The 14118-nt window shown below is 42.4% G+C and carries 12 protein-coding genes; 7 read left to right on the top strand and 5 right to left on the bottom strand.

Going from position 1 to position 14118, the window contains the following annotated elements; translation table 11 throughout:
• The first annotated feature begins 18 nt into the window (after nt 1-18).
• The 5 genes from C0213_06510 (at nt 19) to C0213_06490 (ending at nt 6529) form a co-directional block, all read left to right on the top strand.
• Nucleotides 19-1749: a multidrug ABC transporter ATP-binding protein gene (locus tag C0213_06510; GenBank protein ID AUX12081.1), complete on the top strand. Its 1731-nt coding sequence runs from the start codon at nt 19-21 to the stop codon at nt 1747-1749.
• The gene (locus C0213_06505; GenBank protein AUX12080.1) at nt 1749-3626 is read left to right on the top strand and encodes a multidrug ABC transporter ATP-binding protein; all 1878 of its coding nucleotides are present in this window, start codon (nt 1749-1751) and stop codon (nt 3624-3626) included. Before C0213_06510 ends, C0213_06505 begins: the two co-directional genes overlap by 1 nt.
• A 97-nt stretch (nt 3627-3723) precedes the next feature.
• Nucleotides 3724-4734, top strand: a complete 1011-nt coding sequence (locus C0213_06500) for a serine hydrolase (GenBank protein AUX12079.1) — start codon at nt 3724-3726, stop codon at nt 4732-4734.
• A 102-nt stretch (nt 4735-4836) separates the two neighbouring features.
• Nucleotides 4837-5811 carry a mannose-6-phosphate isomerase, class I gene (manA, locus tag C0213_06495; protein ID AUX12078.1) on the top strand — a complete coding sequence of 325 codons (975 nt, stop codon included), beginning with the start codon at nt 4837-4839 and terminating at the stop codon, nt 5809-5811.
• Between the two features lie 73 nt (nt 5812-5884).
• Nucleotides 5885-6529, top strand: a complete 645-nt coding sequence (locus C0213_06490) for a phosphohydrolase (protein AUX12077.1) — start codon at nt 5885-5887, stop codon at nt 6527-6529.
• Between the two features lie 50 nt (nt 6530-6579).
• On the opposite strand, the gene C0213_06485 is transcribed toward C0213_06490, so the two are convergent.
• The 3 genes from C0213_06485 to C0213_06475 all read right to left on the bottom strand — a co-directional run bounded on the left by C0213_06485 (nt 6580) and on the right by C0213_06475 (nt 8387).
• A complete protein-coding gene (locus C0213_06485; protein ID AUX12076.1) occupies nt 6580-6825 on the bottom strand; it encodes a hypothetical protein in 246 nt (81 codons plus the stop codon).
• A 121-nt stretch (nt 6826-6946) separates the two neighbouring features.
• Nucleotides 6947-7744 carry a phosphoenolpyruvate synthase regulatory protein gene (locus tag C0213_06480; GenBank protein AUX12075.1) on the bottom strand — a complete coding sequence of 266 codons (798 nt, stop codon included), beginning with the start codon at nt 7742-7744 and terminating at the stop codon, nt 6947-6949.
• Nucleotides 7745-7763: 19 nt separating this feature from the next.
• A complete protein-coding gene (locus C0213_06475; protein AUX12074.1) occupies nt 7764-8387 on the bottom strand; it encodes a transcriptional repressor CcpN in 624 nt (207 codons plus the stop codon).
• A 172-nt stretch (nt 8388-8559) separates the two neighbouring features.
• Between C0213_06475 and C0213_06470 the strand changes: the two genes are divergently transcribed.
• Nucleotides 8560-11181 (top strand): pyruvate, phosphate dikinase, encoded by a 2622-nt coding sequence (locus tag C0213_06470; protein ID AUX12073.1) that lies wholly within the window; start codon nt 8560-8562, stop codon nt 11179-11181.
• A gap of 70 nt (nt 11182-11251) precedes the next feature.
• On the opposite strand, the gene C0213_06465 is transcribed toward C0213_06470, so the two are convergent.
• The gene (locus C0213_06465) at nt 11252-11995 is read right to left on the bottom strand and encodes an adenosylcobyric acid synthase (GenBank protein ID AUX12072.1); all 744 of its coding nucleotides are present in this window, start codon (nt 11993-11995) and stop codon (nt 11252-11254) included.
• The gene (locus C0213_06460) at nt 11992-13341 is read right to left on the bottom strand and encodes a DUF1727 domain-containing protein (GenBank protein AUX12071.1); all 1350 of its coding nucleotides are present in this window, start codon (nt 13339-13341) and stop codon (nt 11992-11994) included. Before C0213_06460 ends, C0213_06465 begins: the two co-directional genes overlap by 4 nt.
• 177 nt (nt 13342-13518) lie before the next feature.
• Here C0213_06460 and C0213_06455 point away from each other — a divergent pair, with 177 nt between their 5' ends.
• On the top strand, nt 13519-14112 hold the full coding sequence (locus tag C0213_06455) for a thymidine kinase (GenBank protein ID AUX12070.1): 594 nt from the start codon (nt 13519-13521) through the stop codon (nt 14110-14112).
• Nucleotides 14113-14118 lie beyond the last annotated feature (6 nt).

The following is a 14118-nucleotide window of genomic DNA, read 5'->3' as shown; positions in this document are numbered from 1 at the left end:
AAAGAAGGAACTAAACGCATGATTAAACTTGCAAAAAAGAGAATGTCAGGCTTAGCCGTTTTTGGTGCTGTCTTATTCATGGTCATTCAAGTTGTCAGTAACTTGTATCTCCCTAATTTGACGTCTGATATTGTTAATAATGGGATTGCCAAAGGCGATATTGATTATATCTGGCAAGCCGGCTTCAAAATGCTCGGCTTTTCATTGATCAGTATTTTAGCCGCAATCTGTAACGTTTATTTAGCTGCTAAGACATCACAAGGTCTGGGCCAAAAATTACGATCAGATATTTATCGAAAAGTCATCAATTTCTCACACGATGAAATGGACCAAGTGGGGACCTCTTCACTGATTACCCGGACGACTAATGATGTTGTTCAAATTCAAAATGTGGCGATGATGTTCTTACGAATGATGATCATGGCCCCCATTATGTTGGTTGGTGCCAGCTTTTTGGCTTACCAAAAGAATGCCCAATTAACATCAATTTTCGTCGTTGTCTTACCATTAATGGCAATCTTCATCGGTGTTGTGATGTATTTTGCCGTACCGCTTTTTAAGGCGATGCAAAAGAAGACTGACCGGATTAATTTGGTTTTCCGTGAAGGCTTAACCGGGGTCCGGGTAATCCGTGCATTCCGGCGCGATAAGTTCGAACAAGAACGTTTTGACGACGCGAACTTAGATTACACACAAAATGCTAAAAAAGTCTACAGTATCATGTCTGTCATGTTACCTGTGATGACATTGATTATGAGTGGGACAAACATTGCCATCACTTGGATGGGTGGTCACTTAATTGCTGATCAAGCTATGCAAGTGGGGAATTTATTGGCCTTCATGACTTATGCGATGCAAATCTTAATGAGTTTCATGATGCTTTCAATGGTTTTCGTCTTCATTCCACGGGCACAAGCATCAGCTGTTCGGATTAATGAAGTCTTAGATTTACAAACCCCAATTGAAAATCCAGAAAATCCCAAAAGTTTTACAGATCAAGCTGTCAGCTTAGCCTTTGATAATGTTAACTTCCGCTACCAAAATGCAGAAAAATTAGCCTTAGAAAAGATTGATTTTCAAGCGTCTGCTGGTCAAACCGTTGCGATTATCGGGGGGACTGGTTCAGGGAAATCAACCTTGGTGAACTTGATTCCGCGTTTTTACGACGTTGAAGCCGGCCAAGTCCAAGTTGATGGGTTGAACGTCAAAGATGTGACGTTACATGATATTCATGAACAAGTCGCATTTGTACCGCAAAAAGCCAATCTCTTTACAGGAACGATTCGCGAAAATATGCAATATGGGAATCCGGCTGCAACTGATGATCAGATTTGGCATGCACTTGAAATTGCCCAATCAAAGGATTTCGTTAGCGAACTCGATGGTGGCTTAGACAGTCACGTTGAACAAGGTGGCGGTAACTTCTCAGGTGGTCAACGCCAACGCTTAGCGATCGCCCGGGCATTAGTTAAACGCGCATCAGTTTATGTCTTTGATGATTCATTTTCAGCTTTAGATTTCAAGACAGATGCGCTTTTACGCAAAGCCTTGAAAGAAGATGCTGAAATTCAAAAGAGTGTCGTCGTCATCGTTGGCCAACGGGTCTCAACGGTAGCTGACGCCGATACAATCTTGGTCTTAGATGAAGGTCAAATGGTTGGTAAAGGGACACATGCCCAGTTAAAAGCAACCAATGCAACTTACCAAGAAATTATCAATTCACAAATCAGAGAGGGGGATGAAGCCTAATGGCAGAAAAAGCAGCAACAAACCGGCCACAAGGTGGTCATGGTCCAGGTCGCGGCATGGGTGGCGTCGTTGAAAAACCTAAGAATTTCTGGGGTACAACCAATCGTTTATTGAAATACATGTCGAGCCGTTTAATTGCCTTAGTATTTGTCATTGTTTTGGCGATTGTCTCCGTTATTTTCCAAATTAGAACGCCCAAAGTTTTAGGGGAAGCAACAACGGAAATCTTTAAAGGGGTGATGAAAGGCAATGCCATGCAAAAAGCTGGGATTGCCATGGATCGCTTACCAATTGATTTCGATAAGATTCAACACATTATCATGACGGTGATCTTGATGTATCTTGCTTCAGCCATCTTCAGTTTCTTACAACAATTTATTATGACGCGGATTTCACAACAAACCGTCTACGAATTACGTAAGGAATTGAAAGATAAGATGCAACGGGTGCCAATCAATTATTACGATACCCATTCAAACGGGGATATCATGAGTCGTGCGATCAATGATATGGATAATATTGCCAGCACGCTACAACAAAGTTTAACGCAAATGGTGACTAGCACGGTAACGTTTATCGGTGTTTTATGGATGATGCTGACGATCAGTTGGCAATTAACGTTAATTGCCTTAGTCACAATTCCGTTGAGTTTAATTGTCGTTGGGATTGTCGCACCTAAGTCGCAAAAATTCTTTGCCGCCCAACAAAAGAGTTTAGGGTTATTAAATAATCAAATCGAAGAAAACTTTTCTGGTCAAGTCGTCTTGAAGACCTTTAACCGGGAACAAGTCACGATTGATACATTTGAAGAACAAAATGAAAAGTTGTATAAAGCTGCTTGGAAAGCCCAATTTATCTCTGGGGTGATCATGCCATTGATGACTTTCGTCAATAACTTAGGGTACGTCTTCGTGGCAATTATCGGTGGGATTCGCGTCTCACACGGTCAAGTCACATTAGGGGACATGCAAGCCTTCATGCAATATACACAACAATTCTCACAACCAATCTCACAATTGGCTAACTTGGCAAACACCATTCAATCAACGATTGCTTCAGCTGAACGGGTTTTTGCTGTTTTAGATGAAGAAGATATGTCAGAAGAGCCTTCAACGGTCCCCGTGGTGCAAGATGATGCCAACCAATTAGAAATGGAACATGTTGAATTTGGTTACCAAGGCAAGGATCTCTTGTTGACGGATTATAATTTACAAGTTAAACCAGGCCAAATGATCGCGATTGTTGGTCCTACTGGGGCTGGTAAGACAACTATTATTAATTTACTTGAACGCTTCTACGATGTTAGTGGCGGTTCGATTAAATTAAAAGGTGTCGATACCCGTGATATGAGTCGGGAAGAATTGCGGCGTCATTTTGCGATGGTTCTGCAAGATACTTGGTTATTCACTGGGACGATTTGGGATAACTTGAAATATGGTAATGAATCAGCTTCAGACGAAGCGATTTTGGCAGCTGCTAAAGCGGCCCATGTTGACGGCTTTGTTCGTCAATTACCGGAAGGCTATAACACAGTCTTGAATGAAGAAGCTTCCAACATTTCACAAGGTCAACGGCAATTATTGACGATTGCTCGGGCTTTTGTGGCCGATCCAGATATCTTAATCTTGGATGAAGCCACCAGTTCGGTTGATACACGGACTGAAATTCATATCCAACACGCAATGGAACGGCTATTGCAAAACCGGACGAGTTTCGTTGTTGCCCATCGTTTATCAACGATTCGGGATGCGGATAACATCATTGTGATGAATCACGGTTCCATTATGGAAACCGGGACACATGATGAATTGATGGTTCAAAATGGCTTCTATGCTGATTTATATAACAGTCAATTCTCAGGCAACGTCGAGATTTAAATCACTATTAAATAAAAGACATCATCAGGTTAAACTGGTGGTGTCTTTTTTGAGATGGCGTATACTAATAGTATTGATTCAAGTAGGAGGTTTTGAGATGCGATTTGAACAAACGATTCACCAAATTGAGACGTTAGTGGCTGATGAGGTTGTACCAGGTGTTTCATATGCTGTGATTGAAGGCCGGCAAGTAACGACTAAGGTCCTGGGTTATTCAGAACTGACGCCTAACCTAATCCCATTAGAGCCAGGCCAATTATACGATTTAGCGTCCTTGACGAAGGTGATTGGGACAACGACGTTGATTCTCCGTTTGTTAGAGCGGGGACGCCTGTCACTTACGACCAAGGTTCACAGCATTTTACCAGCGTTTAAAGATCGACGCGTGACGGTTTTGCACCTCTTGACCCACACATCGGGCTTAGAAGGTTATATTCCTAATCGTAATCAGTTAGCTGCGCCAGCATTAAAAGAAGCACTATTAACGCAATTGACAGTTGGCCCTAATTTTGGAAAAAAGGTCGTCTACACGGATATTGGCATGTTGTATTTAGGCTGGATGCTAGAAGTGATTTATGGTAAACCAATTCAAGATTTAATTCAAAGTATGGTTTTAACCCCCTTAGGGATGGATCAGAGTACGTTTGCCCCAGAAGCAAGTCAATCAGTGCCAACTGAATTAACCACCACTAGAGGGCTTATTCAAGGCGTGGTTCACGACCCAAAGAGTTATATTTTACAAAATCATAGTGGTGCAGCAGGATTATTTGCACCCTTAGACGATGTCGTTCGGTTTGCGCAGTTCCAACTCGGACAGCTAAAGGTTGCCGAGGCCCCCGTTAGTCAAGCAAGTATCAAGGGCTTATACCGCGACTGGACACCAGCCCATTTAGGTCGGTCATTGGGTTGGGATTTACGGTTTACAGCAGATCAAACGCCGCTAATTTATCATACCGGTTTTACGGGGACTTTCATGTTGCTCGATCGAAAACGCCAAACGGGCTTGATTGTGTTGAGCAATCGGATTCACCCAACGGCAGATAATCAAGTTTTTCTTGATCGGCGAACAATGATTGTTGATCAATTCTTGGCCGAAGATAAGGCCTAAGCACGAAATCGCTTTAAAAACCGTGACTGTCGTGCCTTATCCGCTTTCATTTATGGTAAAATAGAAACATTGATAAATAAAAGTGCATTAGGAGTGATTGAATTGACAGAACCATTATTTCTAAAACCAGTTTTCCAAGAAAAAATTTGGGGTGGTCGCAAATTAGCAGAAGCCTTCGATTATGATCTACCAGATGGCGACATTGGTGAATGCTGGGCGATTTCAGCACATCCACACGGACCAAGTACAATCGAAAATGGTCCTTTAAAAGGCCTCACATTAGATCAAGCTTGGGCCCAACACCGCGATTATTTTGGCGATGCCAAAGGGGAAGTTTTTCCATTATTAACGAAAATTTTGGATGCTGAAGCAAGTTTATCAGTTCAAGTCCATCCAGATGATGCTTATGCAGCTGCTCATGAAGGTCCTACAGAATTAGGGAAGACTGAATGTTGGTATATTTTAGATGCCGAACCAGGCGCATACTTAATCTATGGTCATCATGCAAAAACAAAAGCCGAATTAACGGAAATGATTGAAGCAGGTAAGTGGGATGACTTATTGCGCAAAGTACCTGTTAAAACCGGTGACTTTTTCTACGTCCCCAGTGGCACAATTCACGCCTTGAATAAGGGGATTATGGCTCTTGAAACGCAACAAAGTAGTGACACGACTTATCGGTTATACGATTATGATCGAGTAGATGTGAAGACGGGTGAAAAACGCGAATTGCACCTAAAACAATCAATTGATACCACGATTGTGCCCCATCAAGATCCCGTTTTAAATATTCAAACAGAACATATTGGTGATTCAACCATCACAACTTATGTGCAACCCCCAATGTCACCGTTTTTCAGTGTCTATCAATGGTTAGTGAAGGGTGATTTACACTTTGACCGGACAACAGCGCCTTATACTTTAGTGTCAGTGGTTGATGGTGAAGGTGAACTGGTTGCAGATGGTCAAACCTACCCCATTCATAAGAACATGCACTTTGTCTTACCGTTTGGCATTAAATCATGGGACTTAAAAGGTAACATGCAAATTATTGCCTCAGAACCGGGTAACAAGTAAAATAAACATAACGAATTGCAACCGCAGCCGTGGTTGCAATTTTTTTAATGATTAAAAGAGTAGGATGGCAGTTATGCAAAAACAAATTGAAGCAATTGAACAATTCGTACGAACGGCGTTGGCTCAGGAGCATAGTGGCCATGGCTTTGATCACATTCACCGGGTTGTAAATAATGCCCGCTTAATTCAACGCCAAGTTGGTGACGGCGACTTAACAACTATTACATTAGCCGCACTACTGCATGATGTGATTGATGAAAAAATTGTTAGTGATGTGGCACAAGCGCGTCAAACCGTAGCGACTGTTTTAACCCAAAATAACATTGACGAGGCGCAATCAACCGCGATTTTTGACATCATCGATCATATGTCATTTTCGAAAAATATTAACCAACACCAAACATTAAGTTTAGAAGGACAAATCGTCCAAGACGCGGATCGATTGGATGCGATTGGGGCGATTGGTATTGGCCGGACCTTTATGTATGGCGGCACTCACGATGGGGTAGCCTATGATCCTGCTATTGAACCCCGGACCGAGTTAACTAAGGCTAACTATCGGGAACCGTCAACGGTGATTAATCATTTTTATGAAAAGCTCTTTAAACTCGCAGCGACGATGAATACGCAAGTGGCGCGCGAAATCGCAACCGCTAGAACGCAGGTCATGCAAGATTTTGTGGCCGAGTACATTGCGGAATGGCAAGGTGAAAAATAACTAAAAAAAGAACGTTGGCTAGAATTACTTCTGGTCAACGTTCTTTTTAGTTAATTTAATTCTGGTTCTGCTAACCAGTCGTTTTGTAAGAGTTCATGGGTTTTCTTTTTGAGGGGGAGCCAGAGTTCAGCGCGTAAAACGTTCACCAATGATTCCCAGAAGAGCCGATCCTTCTTTTGTTGCTCGGTGATATGTAGTTCGATAATTTCGCCGGACTCGGTTGTCGCGAGGACCTTATCTTGACTATCAATACTTTTAATTTTAACGGATTCAATGTTTTGGTTTTTTATTAGCATATCAATCGCTCCTTTTAATCTATAACAAGAGTATAGTCAAGGAATGTTATAGAACCATTGCCATTTTATGAATAAAAATCGGTTTTTTTCTTGAAAAAAGGTTAAGGCGTTTTCTTAATCTTTAGATTAAGGTTTGGATTAAACTAGCCGTTTCCTCAATCGAACGGTCGGCAACATTAATCGTCGTGGCGTTTAATTGTTCAAAAATTTGGTTAGCGTAGGCAAGTTCATCACCGACGGTTGTCATATTAGAATAATTAGTGGTTTGCGGTAATCCCAAGGTGGCTAAACGTTCCTGGCGAATTTTTAGCAGTGTTGACAGTGGCATGGTTAGACCAATGATTTTATGGGCGGGTACTTTGAATAATTCTTTTGGCAACGGCACGTTGGGAATGAGTGGTAAGTTGGCCACACGATAGTTTTGGTTGGCCAAATACATACTGAGGGGTGTTTTTGAGGTCCGCGAAACGCCTAATAAAACGATATCGGCTTCCAATAAGCCACGTGGATCTTGGCCGTCATCGTAACGTACCGCAAATTCCATGGCGCTAATCCGATGGAAATAGTGTTCATCGAGTTTCCGTAATGAGCCTGGGGTTTCTAGTGACGCGGTTTGACTGCGTTCGCTGATGGCATTGGTTAGCGGGGATAGGAGATCGATTAGGGTTAAGTGATTGATCTGGCAAAATTCAGTGACTGTTTCTTGAAGGACATGATTAACAAGTGTTGTAACGATAAGCGCCTTTTCTTGGTGCGCATCTTGTAAAATGGGGGTTAATGTTTTTTGATCCGTAATAAACGGAAACCGTTGAATTTTAAGGGTGACTGAATTGGGGAATTGGGCGTTAACCGCTGCAATAACGGTTCGGGCCGTTTCGCCGATTGAATCTGAAATAATAAAAATTGGAATCGCTGACATTTTGTAATCCTCCAAAAAATTATGATTTGTAGTGTAGCCCAGCTTCGATGAAATAACGCATGATAATCGATTTAGTGATTTTGCCAATGACGGTGATACCATCGATGGCAACCACTGGTAGCGAATCAACCTGATGCGCAATTAAGCGCTGACCAGCGTGCAAGACAGTCGTGTCCTCGGTGGTCGTTGTAATGTTTGGCATGCGCGTCATAATCATGGCCACAGGGGTGGTTTGGGTATTAGTTGTGTTAATGGTTGCCCGTAGTAAGTCTTTCCGCGATAAAATGCCTAGTAATCCTGACTGTTCGTCCGTTACATAAAGTGAACCGACGTCATGCATGAATAGTTGCGTGACCGCTTCATCAATTGTTGTTGTTTGGGGGGTTAAAAGTGGTGGCACCATTAGTTGACCCACCGTTTCTTGATAGAGTTCATCGGTTAAGAGGGGCATCACTTCTTGACCGACGTAGAAATAGCCGACTTTAGGTCGGGCATCTAAAATACCGGTCATGGTTAAGATTGCAAAATCATTACGCAGGGTTGCCCGCGAGAGATGCAATTGCTCGGCAATTTTGGTGCCACTAATCGGCTGATTGGTTTTGACAATTTTAATAATTTGCTGTTGACGGGCTGATAATTCCATAAGCACTCCTTTGAATAAATCGGTTTCAATAGATTCATTATAGGATAATATTGCACTAATTACAAGATATCGGCTGAATAGAGTGACCTATTTATTTTAATAAGTCGCACTATTGACTTGTAATATGACACACTATATAATGCAGGTATCGATAAAATTTGGAGGCGCTATCATGAACTATATTTATGCTTTTGCTGAAGATCGAACGTTAACCAATCAAGAATTGGGTGGTAAGGGAGCCAATTTAGCGGAAATGACACGCTTAGGGTTACCGGTGCCGGCCGGTTTTACAATTACGACCGCTGCTTGCCGACAATACCTAGCAAGTCCTGAACAAAATATACAATTTTTAGAAGCCGAACTATTGAAAGCGATTCATAACCTTGAAGAAAAGACACATCGTCAACTAGGGAACGCTGAACAGCCGTTATTAGTTTCCGTTCGCAGTGGTGCGCCGATCTCGATGCCGGGGATGATGGATACCATTTTGAATTTGGGGTTAAATGACCAGACGGTAATCGGCTTAGCTAAGATGACCGGGGAGCCATGGTTTGCTTACGATTGTTACCGCCGCTTGATTCAAATGTTTGGGGATGTGGTTTATGGCATTGATAAGCCAGTTTTTGAAGCGGCATTAACGACCCTCAAAAATAAACGGCAAGTTCAAAAAGATACGGATTTAACACTAACCGATTTAAAACAATTGATTGAAACCTATAAAGGTTTATATGCGGCTGCAGGACAATATCAATTTCCACAATCGGTTGAACAACAATTACGCCTAGCAATTGAGGCGGTGTTTAAATCATGGCAGAATCCGCGGGCACAAACTTATCGGCGCTTAAATCAAATCGATGGGGCCATGGGCACTGCGGTCAATGTGCAGCAAATGGTTTTTGGTAATTATCAAGGACAAAGTGGGACTGGCGTTGCATTTACGCGAAACCCAGCAACTGGGGAGCCTGGTTTGTTTGGCGAATATTTATTGAACGCACAAGGTGAAGATGTGGTAGCCGGAATTCGAACCCCCGCACCAATTGCGACGTTAAAGGCGCAGTTGCCAGCAATTTATGAACAATTCAAGACAATTGCCAACCAACTAGAAGCACACTACCGGGATATGCAAGATATGGAATTTACGATTGAATCCGGTCAGTTATATGTCTTGCAAACCCGGGTTGGTAAGCGAACGGCACCAGCTGCTTTTAGAATTGCAGTTGATTTAGTTGATGAAGGTGTGATTGATCGGCCGACCGCCATTAGTCGTTTGAAGCCGACAATGATTGACGGGTTGTTACACCCGCTGTTTGAAACTAGTGCGGTTCAACAGGCGACTCAGTTATTAACTGGTTTGCCAGCAAGTCCTGGGGCGGCCACAGGCGCGATATATTTCGATGCCCAAAAAGCACAGCAGGCACATGCAGCTGGCGAAAAAGTCATTTTGGTCCGTCAAGAAACGTCACCAGAAGATATTGACGGGATGGTGATTAGTGAAGCAATTGTCACCAGTCGTGGTGGCATGACATCACATGCAGCCGTTGTGGCGCGAGGAATGGGTTGTTGTTGTGTTGTTGGTTGTCAGCAGCTTCAAGTGGACTATGAACAACGCGAAGCGCGCTTTGCGCAGCGCGTTTTAAAAGAAGGAACGATTATCTCGGTTGATGGGCATACTGGTGCTCTTTATTTGGGGGCATTACCACAGCAAACCGGTGTACATGAAACAACGCTTGGAACGGTGCTCAGTTGGTGTGATGAGATTGCACCGTTTGCAGTTTGGGCTAACGCTGAAACACCACAAGAAGTAGCAACTGCTTTTGAATTTGGTGCACAGGGTTTAGGACTGGTGCGAACGGAGCACATGTTCTTTGGCCAAGAACGAATCTTCAAAATGCGCCAAATGATTTTAGCAACTGAACTAGGGGATCGCCAAGTGGCGTTGGCGGCACTAAAAGCCCTCCAAATAAACGACTTTAAGCAAATCTTTTCATTAGCTGAAGAACGCCCATGTACGATTCGTTTGTTAGACCCACCATTGCATGAATTCTTACCACAAAGTGAAGCGGAACAGGCTGAACTAGCAACTGCTCTAGGGATTAGCATGGCCGAGATTAAGCGGCGAATTGCTGATAAAGCAGAAGTTAATCCAATGTTAGGTCATCGTGGGAGCCGTTTAGCGGTGACCTATCCGGAAATTTATCAAATGCAGGTTTTAGCGATTATCGAAAGTGCCTTGGCGGTTCAAGCAACGCGGCATTATGCTGTGACACCTAAAATAATGTTGCCGCTAATTGGCACGGCAGATGAAATGGCGTACCTGCAACAATTATTACAGCAAACTATCAATGACTATTTGGCTGAAAACCGCCAACAGCTAGCTTATCAAATTGGGACCATGATTGAGATTCCACGGGCGTGTTTAGTCGCCGACAAAATTGCGGCATCTGCTGATTTCTTTAGTTTTGGGACTAATGATTTAACGCAAATGACGTATGGCTTTTCCCGTGATGATATTGGCCATTTTATGCCCGATTATCAACAACAGGGATTAATGCCGGTTGACCCATTCCAAACACTTGACCAAGCTGGCGTCGGCACTTTAATGCAATTGGCGGTTCAAAAAGGACGCCAAACCAAGCCTGATTTATCGATTGGGGTCTGCGGCGAAGTCGGTGGTGATCCAGCAGCGATGCCGTTTTATCGTGATTTAGGGATTGATTATGTCTCATGTTCACCATACCGGGTACCCAGTGCCCGTTTGGCAGCGGCCCAAAGTCGATTAACGTTAGCCGATTAAAATGCCACAAAAAGAACCCTGCCAATATCGAAAATGATATTGGTGGGGTTCTTTTGTAGGTATGCAATGATTAATTTTGAACTTTTTTAACACCAGCGGCGTCGACTTGGTAACGGGATTCTTCGATTGGAAGATCCGCTAATTTTTGTAAATCAAAGTCGGGGAAACGTTGGCTAATTGCAGTGTTTAAGAGGCGTTTAGCCAAGACGCCGTTATGGGTCAAAATTGGGCCGTGGAAGTAAGAACCAAAGGTGTTTTTATAGACACAACCTTCAGTGCCATCTTCGCCATTGTTGCCATGACCACGCTTAACATAACCGAGTGGCTTTTCATCTTGCCCTAAGAAAGTCCGACCATTATGGTTTTCAAAGCCGAGGTAAGTTTCGCTGAATTCACGATTTTCAATCACGATATCGCCAATAAACCGGCTATTATCTTGGCTGAGTGTGTAGTGATCAAGGGCGCCAATGCCAGGAATTTTATCGCCGTTCGCACCGATGTAGTAGTGGCCCAATAATTGGTAACCACCACAAATGGCGAGCATTACGCCACCATTTTCGATGTATGCTGTGAGCGCGGCTTTTTTACTATTAAGGTCTTCTGAAATAATTTTTTGTTCGAAATCTTGGCCACCACCGAAAAGGACGATGTCATAACGATCGGCATCGAAATCTTGGCCAATGCTGATGACTTCAGTTTCGGTTTTTAAGCCGATTTTCTTAGCGTAATAATCGAGGACTAAAATATTGCCGAGATCCCCATAAGTATTCATTAAGTTGCCATAAAGATGACAAATTTTTAAAGTTTGGGTCATACTGATAGTCCTTTCTTAATGTAGTTAGCCTCTGCCATTTTTTTACGTAGTTGTAAAACTGCCGTGTAGGTGGCAAGTACGTAAACATGTTTTGTAGGAGCTGCTTCAATCGCTGCTAATGTGGCATCTAAATCGGCTGTTTCATGTAGTTGTTCGTCAGTAACACCGGCTACTTTTAAGCGGAAAGTGATGTCATCGCGCCGTTCGCCACCAGTGATAACCGTTGGGATATGGTGTTTCAAGAGATCTTCGAATTCACCGTCCCAAATCCAACTTGTATCGATACCATCAGCGTAGTTAGCGTTAAGTAACATTGCCAATGAGAAATCTTCTGGATCAGAGCTGATCATTTGGAGGACTTGGTTTAAGCCAACTGGATTTTTAACAAGGACGAGTGTGACTGCCTTGTCCTGCAATTGAATCACTTCTTGGCGACCGAAAACTTTTTTATTTTGCGTGAAGGCTTTTTGAATATCTGAAACAGGGACATCCAAGAAACGGCCAACGCTGTAAGCGGCTAGGGCATTATAGATGTTGTACATACCACCGATTGAAATTTCAAAAGGTGCTTGGTTAATTTCAAAATGAGAACTGGTTGGGCGCATTTCGGTTATAGCCGTTACCTGATCTGTTAGTTCAGGGCGTTTGAAGCCGCAATTTGGGCAGTAGAATTTGCCTTGACTACTATAACTGATGAATTTGTAGTGAATAATGTGTTGGCAAACAGGGCACAAAACCCCGTCTGTATTGCTTGGTGCAAGCATTTCACCATCTGGTTGATGATTGAAACCATAGTAAATTTTAGGATTAGGTAATTCAACTGATGAGAAAAGTGGCACATCGCCATTCATAATTAAGGTTGTATTGGGTACGAGTTTAACGCCGGCCAAAATCTTATTATAAGTGGTATAAATTTCACCAAAGCGATCCATTTGATCTCTAAAAATATTGGTCATTACAATTGCTTTGGGTTCAATATAACGACAAAGTGGTTCGACATTGGCTTCGTCAACTTCAAGAATCGCAAGCTGCTTTTGCCCTTTTTTAGGATGATGAGCCAAAAAAGCCGTTGTAATCCCTTGCATCATGTTAGAACCTGTTGAATTGGTCATGATGTTGTCGTATTTTTGCTTGAGCGTTTGAACCGTCAAAGCCGTCGTTAACGTTTTACCGTTAGTCCCAGTGATGATAATCACGTCGTAGTTTTTAGTTAAGTTTTTCAAAACAGCGGGGTCTAGATTTGTTGCAATCTGACCAGGTAAAGAACTGCCGCCTTTCATAAAGGTATGTAAGAACCAGTATGAAAAACGTCCCGTTGTTGTTGCAAATGAACTTTTAATTGTCATGCAAGCCACCCTTTCAATGTTCATAATAATAGCATATTTTCTGGAAAACGACGATAGGGAAGTCATGAAGGGGCAAAATTTATGGAAACTTTAGTTTTTATCGGGGCCGATATTGTTGCGATTCCTATTTTCAGGTATACTAGACTAAAATGTGCTTTGATATAGGGGTGTTTGGAAATGGCGCAATTATTTTTTCGATATGGTGCAATGAACAGTGGGAAATCAATTGAGATTCTAAAAGTTGCTCATAATTATGAAGAACAGAATAAATCAGTGATTATCTTAACCAGTGGGATTGATAATCGTGATGGTGTAGGAATTGTTTCAAGTCGAATTGGTCTGAAACGCGAAGCAACACCGATTTTTTCGGACACGAATATTTACGAATTGGTTGAAGCAACTAATCCAGATGCCGCTTGTGTTTTAATTGATGAATCGCAATTTTTAGAACGGCACCATGTTATCGAAGCTGCCAAAGTCGTTGATGATTTGAATATCCCGGTGATGGCATTTGGGCTTAAAAATGATTTCAAGAATGAATTATTTGAAGGCTCGAAATACCTCTTATTGTTTGCCAATAAGATAGAAGAAATGAAAACCATTTGTTGGTTCTGCCGTAAAAAGGCGATTATGAACCTACGGATGAATAATGGCTTGCCTGTTTATACGGGTGAACAAATTCAAATCGGTGGCAATGAAGCGTACTACCCAGTATGCCGAAAGCACTATTTTAACCCACCAATACAAGAAGAGATTGAAAAGGAAGGCTAATCATTC

It is taken from the genome of Latilactobacillus sakei, from assembly GCA_002953655.1.
Taxonomy (GTDB): Bacteria; Bacillota; Bacilli; order Lactobacillales; family Lactobacillaceae; genus Latilactobacillus; species Latilactobacillus sakei_A.
Note: the sequence above shows the minus strand (reverse complement) of the source record. Positions and strands in the feature narration are given on the sequence as shown.

Bases quoted from the DNA above. Each gene is read 5' to 3' on its own strand.
- C0213_06510 (AUX12081.1), top strand. From the start codon at position 19: ATGATTAAACTTGCAAAAAAGAGAATGTCAGGCTTAGCCGTTTTTGGT.
- C0213_06505 (AUX12080.1), top strand. From the start codon at position 1,749: ATGGCAGAAAAAGCAGCAACAAACCGGCCACAAGGTGGTCATGGTCCA.
- C0213_06500 (AUX12079.1), top strand. From the start codon at position 3,724: ATGCGATTTGAACAAACGATTCACCAAATTGAGACGTTAGTGGCTGAT.
- C0213_06490 (AUX12077.1), top strand. From the start codon at position 5,885: ATGCAAAAACAAATTGAAGCAATTGAACAATTCGTACGAACGGCGTTG.
- C0213_06485 (AUX12076.1), bottom strand. From the start codon at position 6,825: ATGCTAATAAAAAACCAAAACATTGAATCCGTTAAAATTAAAAGTATT.
- C0213_06480 (AUX12075.1), bottom strand. From the start codon at position 7,744: ATGTCAGCGATTCCAATTTTTATTATTTCAGATTCAATCGGCGAAACG.
- C0213_06475 (AUX12074.1), bottom strand. From the start codon at position 8,387: ATGGAATTATCAGCCCGTCAACAGCAAATTATTAAAATTGTCAAAACC.
- C0213_06470 (AUX12073.1), top strand. From the start codon at position 8,560: ATGAACTATATTTATGCTTTTGCTGAAGATCGAACGTTAACCAATCAA.
- C0213_06465 (AUX12072.1), bottom strand. From the start codon at position 11,995: ATGACCCAAACTTTAAAAATTTGTCATCTTTATGGCAACTTAATGAAT.
- C0213_06460 (AUX12071.1), bottom strand. From the start codon at position 13,341: ATGACAATTAAAAGTTCATTTGCAACAACAACGGGACGTTTTTCATAC.
- C0213_06455 (AUX12070.1), top strand. From the start codon at position 13,519: ATGGCGCAATTATTTTTTCGATATGGTGCAATGAACAGTGGGAAATCA.